The organism is Eubacterium sp. AM05-23 (assembly GCF_003477535.1).
GTDB classification, from domain to species: Bacteria; Bacillota; Clostridia; order Eubacteriales; family Eubacteriaceae; genus Eubacterium; species Eubacterium maltosivorans.
Map to the genome: position 1 here is coordinate 1 of NZ_QUDF01000003.1, position 21253 is coordinate 21253.

General features: G+C 49.2%; 14 protein-coding genes. All 14 read left to right on the forward strand.

The features are described 5' to 3' along the window. The coding region (locus DW091_RS04075; protein ID WP_147365272.1) for an InlB B-repeat-containing protein at positions 1-1953 on the forward strand (1953 nt) is incomplete at its 5' end. 82 nt (positions 1954-2035) lie between these two features. Further along, positions 2036-3499, forward strand: coding sequence for an alanine/glycine:cation symporter family protein (locus DW091_RS04080; protein ID WP_118517466.1), 1464 nt, complete (start codon positions 2036-2038; stop codon positions 3497-3499). Positions 3500-3677: 178 nt separating this feature from the next. After that, positions 3678-5225: an alpha-glucoside-specific PTS transporter subunit IIBC gene (locus tag DW091_RS04085; RefSeq protein ID WP_118517467.1), complete on the forward strand. Its 1548-nt coding sequence runs from the start codon at positions 3678-3680 to the stop codon at positions 5223-5225. A gap of 18 nt (positions 5226-5243) precedes the next feature. Then, positions 5244-6566, forward strand: a complete 1323-nt coding sequence (locus DW091_RS04090; protein ID WP_118517468.1) for a 6-phospho-alpha-glucosidase — start codon at positions 5244-5246, stop codon at positions 6564-6566. Between the two features lie 23 nt (positions 6567-6589). After that, positions 6590-7348, forward strand: a complete 759-nt coding sequence (locus DW091_RS04095) for a MurR/RpiR family transcriptional regulator (RefSeq protein WP_058693709.1) — start codon at positions 6590-6592, stop codon at positions 7346-7348. Position 7349: 1 nt separating this feature from the next. Continuing rightward, the gene (locus DW091_RS04100) at positions 7350-8120 is read left to right on the forward strand and encodes a MurR/RpiR family transcriptional regulator (protein ID WP_118517469.1); all 771 of its coding nucleotides are present in this window, start codon (positions 7350-7352) and stop codon (positions 8118-8120) included. Between the two features lie 14 nt (positions 8121-8134). Next, positions 8135-9079, forward strand: a complete 945-nt coding sequence (locus tag DW091_RS04105; RefSeq protein WP_118517470.1) for a phosphatase PAP2 family protein — start codon at positions 8135-8137, stop codon at positions 9077-9079. Between the two features lie 19 nt (positions 9080-9098). After that, complete coding sequence (locus DW091_RS04110) at positions 9099-12158, forward strand: hypothetical protein (RefSeq protein ID WP_118517471.1); 3060 nt, start codon at positions 9099-9101, stop codon at positions 12156-12158. A 154-nt stretch (positions 12159-12312) separates the two neighbouring features. After that, the gene (locus DW091_RS04115; RefSeq protein ID WP_118517472.1) at positions 12313-13332 is read left to right on the forward strand and encodes a site-specific integrase; all 1020 of its coding nucleotides are present in this window, start codon (positions 12313-12315) and stop codon (positions 13330-13332) included. Between the two features lie 79 nt (positions 13333-13411). Then, on the forward strand, positions 13412-13948 hold the full coding sequence (locus tag DW091_RS04120; protein ID WP_118517473.1) for an HD domain-containing phosphohydrolase: 537 nt from the start codon (positions 13412-13414) through the stop codon (positions 13946-13948). A gap of 58 nt (positions 13949-14006) precedes the next feature. Further along, positions 14007-14801 carry a hypothetical protein gene (locus tag DW091_RS04125; protein WP_158577822.1) on the forward strand — a complete coding sequence of 265 codons (795 nt, stop codon included), beginning with the start codon at positions 14007-14009 and terminating at the stop codon, positions 14799-14801. 20 nt (positions 14802-14821) lie between these two features. Beyond that, positions 14822-19654 (forward strand): hypothetical protein, encoded by a 4833-nt coding sequence (locus DW091_RS04130; RefSeq protein WP_118517475.1) that lies wholly within the window; start codon positions 14822-14824, stop codon positions 19652-19654. Positions 19655-19728: 74 nt separating this feature from the next. After that, on the forward strand, positions 19729-20343 hold the full coding sequence (locus tag DW091_RS04135) for a hypothetical protein (protein ID WP_118517476.1): 615 nt from the start codon (positions 19729-19731) through the stop codon (positions 20341-20343). 183 nt (positions 20344-20526) lie between these two features. Then, positions 20527-21195, forward strand: a complete 669-nt coding sequence (locus DW091_RS04140; protein ID WP_118517477.1) for a hypothetical protein — start codon at positions 20527-20529, stop codon at positions 21193-21195. Positions 21196-21253 lie beyond the last annotated feature (58 nt).

The window sequence follows — 21253 nt, forward strand, 5'->3', positions numbered from 1 at the left end:
GGGCAGGAGGTCGTAAACCTTACAGCCATTGAGGGCGAAACAGTCACGCTGTACGCCCAGTGGCGGGCCAACAACTATACCATCAAATTTGATGGCAACACCGCCGATGGCGGCAGTACGCAGGATCAGGCCATGACCTATGATCAGGCAGCAGACCTGACGATCAATGGCTATACTAAAACCGGCTACACCTTTACCGGCTGGAACACCCAGCAGGATGGTGGAGGAACGGCCTATACCAATGGACAGAATGTGATAAATCTGACGGCCATCGAAGGCGAAACCGTCACCCTGTATGCCCAGTGGCGAGCCAATAACTATACCATCAAATTTGATGGTAATACGGCCGACGACGGCAATATGCCTGACCAGCCTATGATTTATGACATCGAAACCAGTCTGAGCATTAACGGCTATACTAAAACTGGTTATACCTTTACAGGCTGGAGCACCCAGCAGGATGGCAAAGGAACTATCTATGCCGATGGACAAAATGTCATCAATCTGACCCCGGAAGAAGGAGGAATGGTAACCCTGTATGCCCAGTGGCGTACCAACAGCTACACCATAAGATTTGACGGCAACACCGCAGACGGCGGAGACACAAGCGACCAGAGCATGACCTATGACACGGAAGCGAATCTGACCATCAATGGTTATACTAAAACCGGCTACACCTTTACCGGCTGGAATACCCAGACCGATGGTAAAGGAACAGCCTATACCGATGGACAAAATGTCATCAATCTGACGGCTGCCGAGGGTGAAACAGTTACCCTGTACGCTCAGTGGCGTGCCAACACTTACACCATCAAGTTCGATGGCAACACCGCAGACGGCGGCAGCACGCAGGATCAGGCCATGACCTATGATCATGCGGCCAACCTGACGCCTAACGGCTACACCAAAACCGGCTATACCTTTACCGGCTGGAATGCCCAGCAGGATGGTGGGGGAATTGCCTACACGAATGGAAAGAATGTGATAAATCTGACGGCCATCGAAGGCGAAACCGTTACCCTGTACGCCCAGTGGCGAGCCAATAACTATACCATCAAATTTGATGGCAACACCGCCGACAGCGGCAGCACGCAGGATCAGGTCATGACTTATGATCAGGCAGTGAACCTGACCGTCAATGGCTACACTAAAACTGGCTATACCTTCACCGGCTGGAATACCCAGGCCGATGGGGGCGGAACCACTTTTACCGATGAGCAAAGCGTCGTCAACCTCTCTCCAAATGAGGGAGAAACAGTGACTCTGTACGCCCAGTGGCGTGCCAACAGCTACACTGTCAGATTCGACGGCAACAGCGCCGATGGCGGCAAAACACCAGATCAGGTAATGACCTATGATCAAGCGATGGAACTGCCCGCCAATGGCTATACTAAAACCAGCTACGCCTTTATGGGCTGGAATACCCGGGCCGATGGCCAGGGAACCGGATATGCAGAGGGAGAAAGCGTGAAGAACCTGACCGCTGCGGATGATGATACCGTTCTTTTATACGCCCAGTGGCGTTTAAGAACACCAAACATCACCCTAAACCAGAATGTGAGCACACATGGGGATACCATCACAGTGACAGGCGCCGATTTTGAGCCAGACGCAGAAATTGTTTTTACAGTACATTCTACGCCAAAGGAAGTCGGGCGGATGCACGCCGATGCCCAGGGCGAGGTCCTGTTTATCTTCCAGATGCCCTCTGATGTTGAAGCAGGGGATCACACCCTTTTAGCCGATAACGGTATCCATTCTGCCCAGGTGCCTATTAAGGTAACAGCATCAGCACATGCCGATTCCAATGCGGCAGACAGCAGCGCTAATGCAGGCAGCAGCAGTGCAGGCACCGGAATACAGGGCAGCACCTACATCCCTGTAGTGATAATATTGCTGATTTGTGGTGTTTTGGTGATTGTATTATTCCAGAGAAAGCGTTCGAAGCGTTAACCTTTATCATTGGAAAGACACAGGTAAGTCCACATAAGGCTACCCCTATGTGGACTTACAATTTTGGACTAGGAGAAAAACAATGGAAAATTTCGTTGCAATAACAGAAGTAATCAAAAATGTCGTTTGGAGTAATATTCTTGTGATCCTCTTAATGGGTGCTGGTATTTATTTTTCAGTCCGTCTGAAGTTTCCGCAGCTTCGTTTTTTTAAGGAGATGATCAGGGTGCTTAAAGGGAATGGAGACACAAGTGATGGGATTACACCATTTCAGGCATTTGCCACAGCCCTTGGAGCACGTGTCGGCGTTGGGAATATCGCAGGAGTCGCGACAGCCATTTATTTTGGGGGACCAGGCGCCCTTTTCTGGATTTGGGCTTTTGGATTTTTTGCTACCTGTACAGCTCTGGCAGAAGCTGTGCTGGGCCAGGCTTACAAGATTAAAACAGGCAGCGAATACCTAGGCGGACCGGCCTTTTATATTGAGCGGGGCTTGAAGTGTAAACCTTTAGCAAAAATATTCGCCATAATACTGATTTTGGGAATAGGAATACTCATGCCCGGTATCCAGATGGACGCGATCGTCACCACGCTGGATAACGCCTATGGTGTGAACACACTCGTTACCGCCATCATCGGCACCGCCTTAATAGGAATTATTATCTGGGGCGGAATTAAGCGTATCGGGCGTGTGGCCGAAGGCATGGCACCCTTTATGTGCGCCATTTACCTGTTATTTGGTATTGCTGTCATTATTCAAAACATTACAAAGGTGCCAGATGTGTTCTCAGTGATTTTCACCTCTGCCTTTGGAGCGCACGCCATTTTTGGCGGCATTCTGGGCTCGGCGGTTTCGTGGGGCGTAAGGCGCGGGATATTTTCGACCGATGCGGGCTATGGCTCCGGCGGTATTATGGCAGCGGCGGCAGAAGCGACGCATCCGGCCAAGCAGGGGCTCATTCAGGCTCTGTCCATTTATCTGAGTATTTTTATCGTCTGCACAATCTCAGGCCTGGTCATTCTTTTGTCCGGGATTTATAACGTTGTGGATGAGAGCACAGGCGCGATGCTTGTGCAGGGCGCGCCTAATCTTGAGCAGGGAGCCCTCTGGGTACAGACAGCGCTGAATAACCTGACGCCTCACACCATTCCGTGGGAGGGCAAAATTCTGAGCGTCATTATAGCACTGTTCGCGTTGACAACCCTGCTCGGATATTATTACCAGATCGAGAGCAATGTCCGGTATTTATTTAGAAACGTTGGAACCCTGGGGAGAACCATCTTACGCTTTGCTTTTTTAGCCGCTATTTTTATTGGCGGTATCGCAGACTCGTCAATGCTTTGGAATGTCATGGATATTGGCGTGGCCTGCATGGCATGGATCAATATTATTGTGATACTGCTCCTTTCAAATCAGGTTGTAAAGATTATGAAGGACTATGAAATACAAAAGAAGGCGGGCATTATCGAGCCTGTTTTTAATCCGAAGCTTCTGGACATAGAGGATACCACACAGGTGTGGTCAAAATATCACAAAGAAGGATGACAGCTTACAGCAGAATTAATCACAGCGTTCTGTTGGGAAAATTCACAGCTTTTGGTGCAGAAAACAGAATGATGATCGAATTTCCAGAATAAGGCAGATTGATTGTAACCTTCAAATGAAGCTGTTAAGATAAAAACAGATAAAATAATCGTTATCAAGAGACTGGGAGGGAAAAATCATGATGCAGAAAATTCAGAAATTTGGCGGGGCAATGTTTACACCCGTTTTGCTCTTTGCCTTTGCCGGAATTGTCGTCGGCATAGGAACACTTTTTACCACTCAGGCCATTTTTGGTGAGCTGGCAAGCCCGGAAAGCCTCTGGTTTAAGTGCTGGAATGTCGTGCTTCAGGGCGGCTGGACCGTATTCCGGCAGCTTCCGCTTTTGTTCGTGGTGGCGCTGCCCATCGGTCTCGCCAAAAAACAAAATGCGCGCTGTTGTATGGAAGCGCTGGTACTCTATTTAACCTTCAACTATTTTGTCTCAGTCATGCTCTCCCAGTGGGGAGCAGACCTTGGCATCGATCTGACAGCGCAGGCAGAAGGCGGAAGCCATTTAACCCAGATTGCCGGTATCGAGACCCTCGATATGGGGATGTTTGGTGCATTGGGAATTTCGGCGCTTGTCATATTCCTGCACAACCGTTTTTATGAAAAAGAGCTTCCGGAATGGCTGGGCATTTTCAGCGGTTCTACCTTTGTATTTATGATTGGCTTCTTCGCAATGCTGCCAGTGGCAGTCTTAGCGATCCTTATATGGCCTCAGGTTCAGCTTTTAATGAGCGCCCTTCAGCAGTTTGTACTGGGAGCAGGCACCTTAGGTGTGGGCTTGTTTGTATTTTTGGAAAAACTGCTGATACCCTTTGGCCTCCACCATCTGCTTTACTCCTCTTTTTACTTTGACAATGTGGTCGTTAACGGAGGAATTTATTCTTACTGGGCCACACAGCTCCCTCAACTCGCGGCGTCGACAGAAGCATTAAAGGAGTTGGCGCCGTGGGCCTCCTATACAGCCACAGGATTTTCAAAGATATTCGGCTGTCCGGGGATTGCATTGGCCTTTTATTTCACAGCGAAGCCACAGAACAGGAAACGTTTGCTGGCTCTGCTGATTACAATAACACTGACCGCTGTTTTGTGCGGAGTGACAGAACCCATTGAATTCACATTTTTATTTATCGCCCCTGTTTTATTCGTTGTGCACGCCGTATTATCGGCGCTGCTGGCCATGGTGATAAACCTGCTGGGAATAACCGGAATCTTCTCCGGGGGGCTTATTGAGATGGCTTCCTTTAACTGGATTCCACTCATGGGAAGCCACTGGCAGCAATACCTGCTCCTGTTTGCAGTGGGGCTTGTTTTTACCGGAATCTGGTTTGTTGTGTTTCGTTTTATGATCCTCAAGCTTAATCTTAAAACACCAGGGCGCCAGGATGAAGAAACCGTCAAATTCTATTCCAAATCAGACTACAGGGCAAGTAAAAGTGATGAGGAAAGCCTTATTGTGCAAAAAGTGCTTGAGGCACTGGGAGGAAAAGAAAACATCATCGACGTTACGAATTGTGCGACGCGGCTCAGAGTGAATATTAAAGACCCAAAAGTGGTGCTGGGCGACCAGGCTTTCAAGGCGCTCGGAACACACGGCTGCATCGTGAGCGGTAAATCGGTGCAGGTCATTATAGGACTGTCCGTTGCGAAATTCCGAGAGCAGTTTGAACATCTATTATAGACACAGGAGGATAAAGCAATGACACAAAAATACGCAGTTACAGTAGCAGGCGGGGGCAGTACTTTTACACCGGGCATTGTCCTGATGCTGTTAAAAGAAAGCAGCCGTTTTCCAATAAGGAAAATCATGCTCTATGACAACGACCCCGGGAGACAGAAAGTAATCGCAGAAGCCTGTGGGATTTACCTCCGCGAAAACGCGCCGGAAATTGAGTTTGGCTATACCGACGATCCGAGAGAAGCCTTTACAGAAATCGATTTTGTGCTGGCACATATCCGTGTTGGAAAATACGCCATGCGCGAAAAGGATGAAAAAATTCCTTTAAAATACGGCGTTGTCGGGCAGGAAACCTGCGGCCCTGGCGGGATCGCCTATGGGATGCGCTCCATCGGCGGCGTCCTTGAGATTTTGGACTATATGGAAGCGTATTCGCCAGAGGCCTGGATGCTGAATTATTCAAATCCGGCGGCCATTGTAGCAGAGGCCACCCATCGTCTGAGGCCAAAATCAAAAATTTTAAACATTTGTGACATGCCAATCGATCTTGAAGAAAAAATGGCAGGGATCGCAGGGCTTAAATCACGTAAGGAGATGCAGGTTGGTTACTATGGACTGAACCATTTTGGATGGTGGCACCAGATCTATGACAAAGCAGGCAACGACCTGATGCCTGTCATCAGAGCATACATTGCGGAAAATGGCTTTCCAGTCAGTGCAGAGCAGCATGTCGATGACAGCTGGGCCCACACCTTTAAAATGGCCAGAGAAGTTTACGCGATCGACCCAGAGACAATCCCAAATACTTATCTGAAGTATTATTTGTTTCCTTATGAGATCGCGGCTGGGCTGGACCCGGAATATACCAGAGCAAATGAAGTCATTGACGGGCGTGAAAAGAAGATATTCAGCGTCTGCCGTGAGATTATCGAAAAGGGAAGCAGCATCGGCAGTGGCTTTGAGGCAGACGCCCACGCGACCTATATTGTCGACCTGGCCCGGGCGATTGCGGAAAACACCCTGGAACGGTTTTTACTCATCGTTCCAAATGAAGGCGCCATCGAGAATTTTGAACGAAGCGCCATGGTGGAAATCCCCTGCATTGTTGGAAAAAACGGTTACGAAAAAATATGTCAGGGAAGAATCCCGCGCTTTCAAAAAGGAATGATGGAGCAGCAGGTCAGTGTGGAGCAGCTGGTGGTGGACGCCTGGATTGAAGGCAGCTACCAGAAATTATGGCAGGCCCTGACCCTTTCCAAGACCGTTCCGAGCGCCGCAGTGGCAAAAATCATATTAGACGAATTTATTCAGGCCAATCAAGGCTACTGGCCAGAGCTAACTTAATCACACAAACAGATGAGGAAAAAATGAAACTTGATGAACATATAAACAAGTACTACCATAATCTCAACGAAAACGACTTATATATCTGGAAGTACATAAAATCAAACAGAGAGGCATGCAAAAGCTTGACAATCACCGAAATGTCCAGCCGGTGTCATGTCTCCCGAACGACATTATCACGGTTTGTCCATAAAATTGGATTTAACGGCTTTAGTGAATTCAAGGTGACCCTGATACAGGACAGCCAGATGCCGAAAGAGGATTACAGCAGTATGAAAAAGGTGATCAGCCTTTATAATGAGGTGGTCCACCGCGTCGTGGAGCAGAACTGTGACGCTATTTTTGAGCTGATCGACGGTGCGGAGAACCTGTATATTTACAGCTCCGGAATCCTGCAAAGCACCGTTGCCCATGAAATGACCCGGATTTTTGTCTCAGCAAAACGGATATTTTATGAGATCAACGGCAACGCAGAGACAAACCGGATGATCGAAAAGCTCACCCCAGGGGACGTGATGTTTATGGTCTCATACAGCGGGGAATCGCCAGAGGTGGTAGAATTCGCCCGTGCGCTGAAAATCCGTAATGTACCCGTTGTCTCGATCACCACCCTTCACGAAAACGAGCTGGCAAAGCTCAGCACCGTTAATTTATATACGTCAGGGCTGGTCATAAAAAAAGATGACCTCGATGTTTCATATACATCCGTTACCAGCTTTTTTATATTGATTGAGATGCTGTTTCTAAAATATTTGGAATACCGTTCTCGCAAGGAGCAGTGATATGGATATTAATCAATTAATCAATCAGCACTATGAAAACTTTAGCGAAACCGACCATCACATATGGCAGTATATTTATAAACATATGAAAGAATGTCCTCAGTATTCACTCAGTGAGCTGGCAGAAAGGTGCAGCGTTTCAAACAATTCGATCCTGAGCTTTTGCAAAAAGCTGGGAATGGATGGCTATGGGGAGCTAAGGGTTATTTTAAAATGGCAGGAGCAGACAAACGATGTTTTGGCCGTCAACCTGCTTAACCGTACCTATCAGGATTATTATCTGACCTTAGACTACTTAAAAAATCTTGATCTGACAAAAACCTTCGAGCTGTTCGACTGCCCCGGCCGGATATTTATATTTGGAACCGGAGAAGTACAGCGGCACGCGGCTAAAGAGCTGAAGCGCCTTTTCTTCATACTGCAGAAGCGTGCCTTTGTCATTGAGAGTAAAACAGAACTGGAAACAATGACAGAGCTCCTGAAAAAGGAGGATACCCTGATCGTTTTTTCCCTGTCCGGCGACAACCGGCCGGTAAACAATTTGGTGCGCGGGATAAAAAATAAAGGGACATCCATATTATCCATTACCTCCTATGAGGATAATGAGCTGGAAAAGCTCAGTGATGAGCACCTTTATTTTTATAATCACCGTATTATAAAAGGTAAGAGCCAGAAAACAGACGGCTACCTCTGCGCACCGTTTTTCACTATTGTAGAGGTATTGTTTGTGCGCTATTTAGAAGCGCATTATTTACAAAATGAGCGATCATAAGGACAGGAGGCAGCATGGATATTCAATATTTACTTGTGTTACAGAACTTCCGGTTTTATTCAGAGGGCGTCTTTAACGACTTCTTTTCATTCATCACAACCCTGGGAGAATCCTTCATACCCGTTTTGCTGATGGCAGCAGTGTACTGGTGTTTTAACAAAAAAGCCGGAACATATATGTGTCTGGCAGAAGGCGTGGGGGGATTAGTCAACAGTGTATTAAAAATCAGCTTTTGTGTTTACAGACCGTGGATAAGAGACCCGGGAATCGAGCCCATCGCAGGCGCTAAAACCACTGCCACAGGCTACTCCTTTCCAAGTGGGCACTCAACAAAAGCGACCTGCTATTACGGCTCACTGGCCCTGTATTTTAGGAAATACCGTTTTGTTGTCGTGTTTTTATTCAGCGTCGTCTTTTTAGTCATGCTGTCACGGAATTTCCTGGGCGTTCACACGCCGCAGGATGTATTGGTAGGATTTGGCAGTGCATTTCTGGTCATCTTGCTGATGGGTTATGTATTAAATAATTACTTAGAAAAAAACCCAGAGAAAGATATTTGGGTGATGGCAGCCATACTAACCTGTGGCGTCTTGATCATTATCTACGCAATGACAAAAAGCTATCCGCAGAACTGGGTGGACGGCACACTCCTGGTGGACCCGGCTAAGATGATCACCGATGTTTTTGGCAATGTAGGGTTTGCGTTTGGCGCCGCCATTGGATGGATTGTGGAGAGGAGGAAAATTAAATTTTCACTCGATGGGACGCTCTATGTTAAAATCAGACGCTACCTTATCGGCGCGGCAGTTATCACCGTACTGCACTATATTCTCAAAAATGTGTTCAGTCTGTTTTTAGACGCCTACGCCGCTGCCTTCATCTATAATTTTCTGGTCCCATTTTTTATTCTGGCAATTTACCCGGCACTTTTCAAAAAGTTTGAAACAAAATGTTCATGAATGAACAGGAAAGGAAAAAATGATGAAAACCTTATACAGAGTAATCAGCGTAATGACGCTCGCTTTACTGCTAATGCTGTTCGTGGGAGCGTCTACCCTTGCCAGAGGGTTTGATATCACTTATATAAAAGACCTGATCCCCACACAGCTTACCTTTGACAAAAGGGCCATAAACGACGGCGAGCAGGTAACAGCAACCCTGGAGCTCGACAATCCAACAGAGGCGGGGTTCTACAACGTATCGTTAAAGACGACCCTCCCCGATGGCTTACATGCGAGCACAACCGAGAAAACCTATGACCAGATTGCAGGCGGTCAGAAAATCAATTACAGTTTTAAGATAAGCAATGGAGAGATCAGCAAGGCAGCGCTCCTGACAGCCACAAAAGGGTCGAACCCGCATACAGGGTACCAGGGGCCCCACGCCATATTTGCAGTATTGATGCTCACAATCTTAATTCTGGGCGTTATATTCTTTAAAGGAAACACCCGGCATAAACAAAAGATGATGTCCCTTATACTCTGCCTGAGCATCGGAACACAGCTGGGACTCGCGGCCTTTCCAAAAGCGGCCTCAGCCGCCGGGGAGGAAACCACAGCCGAAGAATCCGAGCTGCCCACATCACTCGATAATATTACCTACGATGTAACCAGCCAGCTGGTGGTAGATGGGGAAGAACAGAACGTGACAACCACCGTCACCATCGAAAAAATCGCGCCCCTTACCGTGACCACCGCAAACTATGAGCCCATGACGACAGAAACAGAAGTCGCGGCAGATGCCAGGTTCTTTAATGTGGTCGCAACCAGTGAGGGAGACGCCTTTTCAGATTCAATCACAGCCGGCGATATTGAGCTGGCAAATGCCTTTCATGGTGTGAGTATTGATGAAATCAATTTGCTGGATGAGCACACAGTCAGTCTTAAAATGTCCGGTCAGCTTGACGAAAATGACGAAAGCTGCGGCGTTCTGTACTTTGACAAAGACAGCTTTAAACAGGAAGGTGATAAAGTCGGCGTTCTTGTTGTCGACGTCATGGCGCCGCTGCCGTATTTTGCAGAGGGAACCGACAACGTCCGGGTTAATGATGACGGCACAGCAGACATAGCATTCTGCGTTGATACCGCCGAGTTTGCGGACACTGCCGACGCTGCCCACTTCTCGTTTGACAATCCAGCAATCCAGCCCGTAGCCCTGACCGTTCCATCCACCCAAGCCAAAAAAGATGGCGTTTTAAAAGTTACGGTGAATGGTATAACCGATAAAGGCCAGATTTTGGACGAGCTTGACGGGGCCACCATGACCATTGACAGTGCAGGACTTAACTGCGACAGCCTGGAGCTGGATCTGGAGCTGGAGGAAGAGCGGATTACAGCAGAGCTTACGCTTGATACCGTTACCGCAGATCCCCAGTCGCCCAGTACGGCAGCAGCCGTCTTCACCGGCAGGGTAAGTTCTTTAAACGGCAGTGTAAACTTAACACCAGGCTCTGTCAGCCTGACAGAGGATACGCTGATCGACGCCGTTATCTCGCCAGTTACAATTGAAAACGCCAATACCTTTACCTTCTCGGTAACCATTGACAACGCAGAGCTGCAAAGGTGGTATGAGGAGGAAGGCGAAGAAGGTCTGAGAGCATTCTTTGCCCATTGGGCCAGTAATGAAAATATCGTGCTGGCCGAGGGCAGCCTCATTGACGCTTACGGTGTGCCTGTTGCTGCCGACGATTATGAGGTCATTGTTTATGACAACATGCTGGCGTCAAACAGCGCGGCCTCCACAACCGACCTGGTGTCAAAAATCCTCACGATTGTCAACTCCTTTGCCAAGGACGCTCCAATAGGAGGCATCGCGGGTATCCTGGGGCTTGGCACCCTGGCCATGTCCGAGAGCAAAGAATCAATGAGTGGCATAAGCGACAGCATTGCCGCTCTCAGCGAGTCAGCGCTGGAAATAAATAAAATGACAACTAAAATTCAAAATGAGGTCAATTATTTAGTCGATGCGACGCTGGAATCAAAAATCAGCAAATTTCAGGACAGCGCGCGTTCTATAAACTTCCGGGCCGGGCTTTTATCCAGCAGCACAAACGATATTCTGGCGCAATTAGCCAAGATAGAATCAATCGATTCGCAGGAATATAAAGACCTTATGGACCAGCTCAATGTTATCTTAGGAGGAACGACTACTGGCGGACAAGGCTTTGTCTATGATACCTATACCTTTGGGCAGTATATCCTTGGTGAGGGGGTTGTGGGCAGTGTGCTGGATGATTACGTCACGCTTTACAACCGGCGCTACAACTGGGAATCACAGACAACAACCGCCAAATCAGAATATTGGGCAAGCAATTACCAGATGTATATCAAAGCCTATATGATCAGTATGTGCTATATGAATGTCAATAATAAAGACCATATGTATGATGCACAGATCGCTAAAATGAAAGATCAGTTTAACAGCATTAACACGAAGTGGACCACTTTTCAGGCAAACCTGAAGCTACCGGCAGGCAAGGACCGGAATCTTGTGGATAAGCAGCTGTACACCGTCAAAACAGCCAATACAGTAACCCTTGATCCTCTAAAAGATATCCATGAAATGTTAGGCGATAAATACACAGGTACCTTTAATATGAAAGTGGAGACTCTTTTTAATAATTTGAAAAATGATAAGAAAATCACATCATATCAGGCGGATAATAAAAAAATCATTTCAGTTGATACTTTGAACACAATGAAAAACCGCCTGTCCTCCAGCGGGCATAAAACGTTGTATGATGAAATGACAGCAGTCGGTATGGTATTGCCCACAAAATATCTCTATATTGGAAATGAAAGCCTCAATGTCGAGGACAGGCTCTGGGTTATGTCGATTGTTACAGCGTTTGTTGGAGCCTCTGGGACAGGGAGCTTTAGAGGAGACGTGTATAATCTGGAAACCAATGCACTCGAAAAAAATGTAAAGCTTGTGAAATTTCGTTTTATTACAGGCGGTGATTTTTTCGAATATAATTTAGACAGTTACAAGAGCGCATATAATAAGACACCATTTGTATTCAAATCGACGACACAGTAATTAAAAATAAATAAAAAGCATGGCGCATAGTTCCTTACTATGCGCCATGCTTTTTTTATTTGACTCCAATTATAGCAGTTAATCGGATAAAATGCTAGTATGAAAATCAATTAATTTAAAAAAACAAAAGTTTTATGTAATAAAGGAGATTATAATGAACAAACTAAAAGCTTTAATAAATCATTTTAAATTGTCAACAACGATGAATACACTTTTTGATGAATGGCTGGATAGCAAGAGACATTTAAAGGCTCAATCGATCAGAACATATACGCAACTGCTTGAAGGTTATTTACGTCCTGCTTTTGGCGAGATGGTCGTTAGGGAAATTCGTAAAGAGACGATACAAAAATTTATTGATAATATGCAGAAAAAATATAGTGCTAAAACCATTCATGAGGTTTACCGTTGCCTTAAAACGATTTTTAACTTAGCGCTCAGACAGGGTATGATTGAAAATAATCCGTGTGAAAAAATAATTTTGCCGCCAAAGGAAAAAACCCAGGCACAGTCATTATCGATTAAGGAGCAAAACAAACTGGGAAAAGTTTTGGAACAGAGCGAAAATGCTTTAGATATTGCGATTCTGTTGGCTTTAAATCTGGGTTTGCGGCTGTCTGAGGTATTAGCTCTGCGATGGCAGGATGTACATTTTAAAGAAAATCTAGTCGTTATTAGACACAGCATGGAGCGTATACCGACTGGTGAGGGCCGGAAAACTGAAGCACATCTTGGAAAGCCAAAGACACAAAATGCTCTGCGAAAAATCCCCCTAACCGCAGAATTTTCGGCTTTTTTAAAGCATTACTATAACAGTCGGAATCTGAAACAAAAAAAGAATGCAGCCTATGTAGCCGGTAAAAAAGATGGCACTGCCTATCACGGGCGATCCATTGAAAGACATTTTAAAAAAAGAATGAAAGAGCTTGGACTTTCAAAAGACTACACTTTTCATTCACTACGGCATAGCTTTGCAACCAGGGCTATGGAAAGCGGCGTAGCTGTCAAGGTTATCAGCGCTCTGTTGGGACACAGCAAAACAGCTACCACAACAGAAATTTATTTACATTTAAGTGATCATTTTATTCGAGAAGAAATGATGAAAATGACAAAATATCAAGCGAAAAAAAGACGGCGCTCTAAAACTAAAGTGCCGCCGATGAACGCCGCATAGTAAGGAACTATGCGGCGTTTGATAGAAACAAGATACCCGAAAAAAATAAAAAATAAAAGGAAAGGAAACGCGTAAAGAAATGCTCAAGGAATTAACCCGCGCAGCACAGCAGTGCCCTAAGGATGTGCAGCAGCATAACCGGCGAACCGGACAAATCATCCGTGCCCTGCTCATCGAGGCAGGCAGGGGAGAACTGGTGGAGCTTTGGCGCTTAGAGCAGAGCGGCCCCTGCGATTACCACGACATTGGCAAAGGCAGCGGCGATAGTGACCCGCTGGCCCACTGCAGCCGCGGTGCAGCCCTGTTTTCCTACGCCTACGAGGAAGTGCTGGACGGCAGAGAACGCATTTTTTGCAGCATCGCCTGTGATCTGTGCCGCTATCATCATGAGCGGTGGGACGGCACCGGCGGTCCCGGGCATTTGTATGGGGAGGATATCCCCATTATCGCAAGGGCAGGCGCTGTAGCCGACGCCTGGGATCATCTGAGTATGGATAACCCACAGATGTCCACTGCCCAAAAGCATGAAAAAATAAAACAGCGCGCCGGCTTCTGGTACGACCCAGAGCTGGTAGCCGCGCTGGAACGCTTATTCCCGGCCTGGCCGGTAGAATAATAAAACTTTTTACCTTTTTCCGGCGGCAGCGCAGCGCCAATCGCGCTGCCGCCACCTCATGAACCCAAAGAAACGAGATAAAAACGTGGAACTGAACATCATCAACGAAGACAACTACGGCGCCGCTTATACCCATAAAAAAAGCGGCTTTACCACCAGATACTATACCAAAAAGCAGATGGCAGCTCTGTATCCCCAGCACAGCTACAAGGTAGCTGGCGCCATCGGGGCAGTGAAAGCAGAAAAAAATACCCAAAAAGAAAGCCTGAGCCTGCAGGACGGGCAGGGGCACAGCCTGCCCGTGACCCGGGGCTTTGCCATTACCCCCGCCACGGCGGTTATCGGCTATGTGCGCCTGAAGGACAACGTCTTTGCCGCCATTGTCAAAAACGTGGCGTTAAAACGCCTGGCGGTGGCCATAGCCGGCATTGCGCTCCTTACCTTTGGGGCCTGGTGCGCGGTCAACTGGTACGACTGGTTTCCGGCCAAAATCGAAATCGACCCCAACGCCATCGTTACCCAGACCACAGATACCCCGCCCCACGAGGACATCACCATACCCGGCTACACCGTCATAAAGGCCGACAAAAACGGCACCACCTACTGGAGCCTGCAAAACCCCGAGGGCAATCCCTGTTATTTTCAGGTGACCCTCAAGCTGGAAGAAAGCAACCGAAAGCTCTACCAGTCCGGCCTCATGCCCGCCGGCTCCGCCATCGAGAACCCAAAGCTTGAGACCATGCTGGACCCCGGCACCTACAGCGTGCTCATCCAGTATAACACTTACGAGCTGGAGGGCGCCCATAATCCCATGAACAGCGCCGCCACCGCCGGGCAGCTCATTGTCAAATAAAAACCAGAAGGAGGAAAACCATGCGAAACAAAAGAATCGGTAAGCAAGCCCTGTCCGTACTGCTGTGCGCCCTCGTGGTCTTTTCCTCGCTGGGGATCAGCCCTCTGACGCCGCAGGCCCAGGCCGAGGAAGCCGCGTCCGGCGTGTCCGTCATGCCTCGATATAAAGATAGCGATGGGCGTGTAAAAATTGAAGAGAGCGGGAAGTGGTATCCAAATATTACATTCGATTTTGTTCAAACAGGCACCACTACAACGACAACCGGTAATTGGTCAGACAATACCGATACAAGTTGGTATAATGCTGATGCTAGTGTGACAGGCTACACTCTTTATAATGCCTCTCAGCTGGCAGGCCTGGCAAAACTGGTAAATGCTGGAACTGCTAATTTTTCAGGCAAAACCATCACCTTAGGCCAGTCAATTGATCTTAGCGAACACTTTTGGAATGAGGTGATCGGTAGCACTGAAAGCCAAACATTTAACGGAATCTTTGATGGCAATGGATATAGCTTAATGGGGTTGAGGATAAAAGCAAGCATAAAAAATTCTGGCACGTCGCCGGGCTATAATTACTTTGGACTTTTTGGAGCAACGGGCACCACTGCAACGATAAAAAATTTGATCATGGACGATAGTATGATTTCAGTGATAAATGAAGGTTCAGCAGTCGTATATATTTCACCTGTTGTCGTCTTTAATAATGGAACAATTGAGAATTGCCATGTGGTTGACGGCCGTTTTTATGGAAACGCCCAAGTCATTATTGTGGGTGGGATAGCGGCTTGTAATAAAAACAGTATGACCAACTGCACTGTGTCGGAACAGACCGTTACTTACAGTGTTTGCGAACAAAAGAATACTAATGTGAAAATGACTTATGTCGCGCTTGGCGGCATTGTGGGAGATAATAAAAGTAATCAAACTGTAAAGAATTGTGTCAATAATGGAGTCATTATCGGATATACCGAAGGCGGCGATATCAGTATGGATTCAAAGCGCCATTTTATTGGCGGTTGTGTTGGCGTTAATGATGGTTTGGGTGCTAAAGGGCAAATTGCAAATTCGACGAATAATGGCAATATTGAAATCCATGCCGATGGCAAGGCCATCGGATATACTACAGGTCGAGGACTTCTCATTGGAGGGATTACGGGAGTAACAGCAACAGATACCTATGGTTGCGTGAATACCGGAGAAATATATGTGGATGGCGCTCAGAAGGCTGTTCCTACCAAGGGCGCTGTTGGCGGGATAGCCGGTGCTATGAACAGTGGCAATATAAAATATTGCTATAACTCCGGCAAGATTATCACCAATCACCCGGTAACGGCTGGTGTTGCGGGCTATATGAACAGTGGCAATATTGAGTATTGCTATAATACCGGTGAAATTGACACCACCGTTGCCGCCATTCCAGTACAGCCCACTACCCAGTATGTTGGCGGCCTGGCAGGATATGTAAATGCGGGAAATGTTAATGGGTGCTACAGTGTGGGCACCATCGTAGGAGAAAAACCTAATGATAAAGATAATAAAGGCGGCCTGACCGGTAAGGCTGGCGGGACGTTTACGAATTGTTTCTATCTGGGCGCCGGTAAGGCGTCGGGTGATCAGTCAACAGCCAGCGGCAAGGCCATCAACCTGGCCGCCATCAAAGACGCCTCGGCCACAAATGTAATCTCCCAGGTAAAACAGGGGGACGATACCGCCCAGGTGGTTCTGGCCGACGCCACCCAGCTGAATGCCCTAAAGACAAAAACTACCCTTGGCGATAGCTTTGGGGTACAGATGCCCACCGCCTCCGCCTTTTCCTCCGACAAGCCCGACGTGGTGCAGGCCGTTGTGGGCAGCGGCAACACCGTCAACCTCAAAACTTCCGGCGGCGCCGGGGGGCAGGCCGCCATCAGCGCAAAAATGTATCTGAGCCAGAACGAGCTGGCCGAGGATACGGACGGCGTCAGAAAATTTATTGGCCCTGTAAAAAGTGTGGAGACACCCATTAGCCTAAACCTGAACGTGGTCAATGTTGGCCTTGCCAACCAAAGCCCCACCAGCGCCATCGGCGATGTCACCAGCTTTAGCTTAAAGGCAGGCGTCACCTTTGGCGGTACCGGCGTAGATAAAAAAAGCTACAGCCTGACATGGTATAAAGATAACGCCGACCAGTCCACCGTGCCAACGGGCGACGGCACCGAAGTGACCGGCCTGACGGAAACCTGGGACGAAACCACCAATACAGCGACCTGGAAAAAAACAAGCGATTCATCCGCCACATTTGCAGAAAGCGATGCGGGCTGGTACAAGCTCAAAGCCACATCTGCAGTAAGCGGCCTGAGCGCTTACAGCTTCGAGACCGACTGGCAGTACCTGAGTGTGGATAAATTCATGGTCGTTGATGAAAACAGCACAATGCCCGATACCGTCGAGCTCAGCAGTCAGGATACCGATGCCGATATTCAGGCTAAAACCAAGCTCAGCGTTAAGATCAAAATCGCGGCAGGCTTTACAGGCAGCGTCACCTACGGCTGGTATAAGGTGGACGGGCAAACCCCAGCGCTGGTCGCAAATACCAAAGAGACAACAAAAGAGATCACAGAAGACGCTGCGACCCACACCATCGCCGAAGAAATCACGCTGGGTACTGCCTACAGCGATAGCCTGAAAGGCGCCTATCAGCTCAGGGTTACCAGCGTTACGGCCACTGGCAGCACAGCTCAGGAAAAAGACATCCGCGGCCCCGCCAGCAAGGTTACCTGTTATGAGGCCGTGATCAAAGACGACTACGCCCAGGCAGGCCCCGGCTACGAGGGCACCCCGGGCAACACCATGACCCAGAGTGTCATTACCCTGTCCGAGGACTTTGCCGACGCCATGTACGACGCCTATTGGATAAAAGGCGGTACCCTGAGCGAGAGCACCGATTTAACCGATTATACCCAGGTGCGCCACGCCACCCTCACCCAGCAGGCAGACAAGAAGACCTATAAAGCCATTGCCACCTTTAACATGGAAAAGGGCTACGAGGGTGACGATTACCAGCTGGTCATTTATCCCACCAACACCGCCAGAATCGCCCGGGCCGATACGGCCATGCAGTTTAAAGGGGCGTCCGGCTGTGTGTTAGAGCGATACGCAGTCAATACCGTCACCTACACACTGGCAGACAGCTACGCAACCACCGAGATGGCACAGAACACCGCCATCACCACCGCGCCGTCTGTCAGCGCCCCTAACCCGTCAGGAAGCCTGACCTACACCAAGGTATCCGGACCGGCGGCCTTTGACGTGGATCCAGCCACCGGGGCGATTCGATGCGCGGCAGCGCCAGCAGATATCCCCAACGGCCTTTACACCTACACCATAAAAGTGACCGAGGAAGGCTTTAAAAACGATACGGGCGCAGTCCTCACCGGCCCAGGCATGAGCAAAACCATCACCGTCAGCTTCCGGGTCACTGGCTCATCCGATTTTCCGTTGGCTAACAATAACCTGTATATTTACGACATCGGTTATATCTTTGCCGATGCAGAGCCAACCGGTCAAGCTGGGCTTACACCCTACCAGGGAATTTATAACATCCCCGCCACCAATAATGGCAGTGCCTACACCCACAGCATTATCGTGGTCAGCGGCACCCATACCGACGGCTCAAGGATCATCCTAAATGAAAACATTAACACCGCAGACGTACCCATCACCGTCAAGGCTGGCGCCACCGCCCAGGTGGGCGTGCCCGACGGCCAGACCCTCACCCTCACCAACAGCAGCCAAAACGGCGCCAGCCTGCAAAGCGACGGCAGCCTCAGGATCACCGGTGGTACAGCCGGCACCGGCAGTCTTACACTGCCCGGCAAGGCCACAGGAAATGGCAGCCTGACCATTGGAGCAGCCGATACAAAGGGCCTGACCCTAAACGCCGCAGCCGGTCTGGCCACCGCCAGCACCACCATTGAGAGCGGCCAGACCACCGTGGCCGGCAGCATTACCGGCAAAGCCACCATCAAAGGCGGCAACGTGAAAGCCATCGCCATCGGCACAGCAGGAACCACCATCGACGGCGGCTCCATCATCGGCAGTGTTGCCAGCGCCAAAAACAGTAGCGGACAGACAGTATACCCCGTTACCCTGAAGCTTAGCGCAACCCCGGCAGGCTATGCCGGCGTACCCGCCAGTGTCACCACCCAAAAAACAAAAGCCGACGGCAAGGCAGACGGCACCGCCAAAACCTGGAACGCCCAGGCCTCAGGTGGCAGCTTTAATCAAAACAACGGAAGCGGAGAGCTCTACGTCTATCTGCCCAAATATTCCGGCGGTTCTTACACAGCCGTCACCGCCGCCGCCACACCGGCAAGCGGCACAGCCCAAACCCTGAGCCGGAAAATAAACGCGAATGCCGACGGCAGCCTGAGCGCCAGCCTGCTGACCGCCACCTATACCCTCAGCCTTCCAAAAGCGCCCATCACCGGCAGCGCCAGAGTGGGGCAGGGTGCGACTGCGCCCATCACCGTGGGCGTGGCCAGTAATGACGGCTGGCTGTACGAAGGCCGCACCATCGACCTCGAGATCAGCCCGGGCGATGGCTACAAAACCATCTGGGGCAAGTACCAGATGCAGCCTGCGGATACCGCAACCCAGGGCAGCTACAGCCCCGAGTTTTGGATACAGACCCCATCCGGCGCAGCCCTGAGCAAGGCAGGCAGCTTTGCCACCCTGACCGATCAAGACAGAAAAAACGGCAAAACCGGACAGCTCGTCGTGCCCGCCGACAGTAAAATCACCGAGGGCACTTACAAAAGCCAGTTAAACTGGAAAAGCATTCCCAACGACCCTGTGGTCGGCGGGACAAATTAATTATCTTACTGAGAGGGAAAGCCCTTTTAAATAAGCCAAAAAAATAAAAACCAATAAAAGAGAGGTAAAAGAAAATGGCAATGAAGAAAAAATTAATCGTCGGCATCACCGCGGCGCTCGTCACCGCAATGTGCTTAGGAGGCAGCGTGTTCGCTGCAGGAGAGAGTGTTTCCGTTAACGGGTCGGGAACCACGGCTACCAAAGAAGGGCAGACAGAAGTAAAGATGGAGTATACAAAGCCAGCTGATAATACGCCTGTATGGTCGGTCACAATTCCAAAAACAATCGACTTTGGCTCCATCTCCATTACAAGCTCAAATTTAAAGCAAGATCTGAACTATACCGCCGTTATTGATAACCAAAAGCTGACGGGTGCACAAAGTGTAGCATCTCTGAAAATTTCATTACCGGCTACAAAAAATACAATGGCGCTCAACGATGCCACACATGGCATCAATATTGCGGAGGCCTTCAGTATTTTAAATACGGGTGGCGCAGAGGTAACAAAGAGTGATACGGCCGATAGTGCCCTTATCGCCACATTGACAGAGGCAAACCCCAGCGCGACCGCTTATGCTCAGCTTAACAGAGATAAGTTTAAGGATAATTCAAGCATAACAGCTAATAGTACCCATGCTTTTTCAGGCAGCTTCAGCATTTTAGTGACGCCAGTAGCAGGAACGAACTAAACACATAACCTCAAAAGAACAATCAGCTGTCCGCGGGTGAAACCACACCCGGTTCGATTTCAGAGCGCTCAGCCCAAAGGGCTGCAGCGCCCTGCATGAGAGAGGGTGTTTTTCACCCGCGAACAGCGACTACTACTTTCCGCTCTGCCGCAACTTATTTGCGACCTAAAGGAGGCATTGTCCATGAAAAACTTAATCACCATGCTCACCCTGTGCCTCCTTTTGCTATGGCCTGTCCCGGCAAAAGCCCAGGCCACGCCCGAGTCACCCGTCGGCGAGACCACAGTCACCCTTACCTATAGCGCCGGTTACCGTATTCCCACCGATGTGCCCTATGATCCGGATTTTCGCTTTACGCTGGCCGCCCAGACCCGCTATACCGACAGCCGCCCCTTCAGCCATGGCTTTATGGAGCTGCACTCAGTTGTCAAACGGGCCATGACCGATGAAAACGGCAGCTTTGTCATGGACAACGTGGAGCAGGGCAGCCATGTTCTGAGAGCCCTGAACACGGCCAACACCGAGGTTGGGCGTATGCGCCTGCGCATCGACCGCACCAATACCGTCGATGAAACCAAAGTATTTACTCTGCCCGACGGCACCACCGCCATTCACGTCAATGCCCGTATCCATTATCTGGAGCTTGTCCTGGAGCTGGACGGCCAGGGCGGCCTGCGCATCGTGGAAGCCCGGGGACACCAGAGCGAAAGCCCGGCAGGTGAAACCCAGAAGGTCAGCCTTGTAAACCCGCCAACCGGTGTGGCAAAAGCCGCCCGCGCGTCGGCGGGCGCCGCCCTTTTGCTGGTACTGCTGATAACAGGACAGACGCTCTTGTTAAAAAAGAAAACATAACCAAAAAAGAAAATGGGACAACGGCTGTCACCCATCAAAACACCGAAGGCCACATACG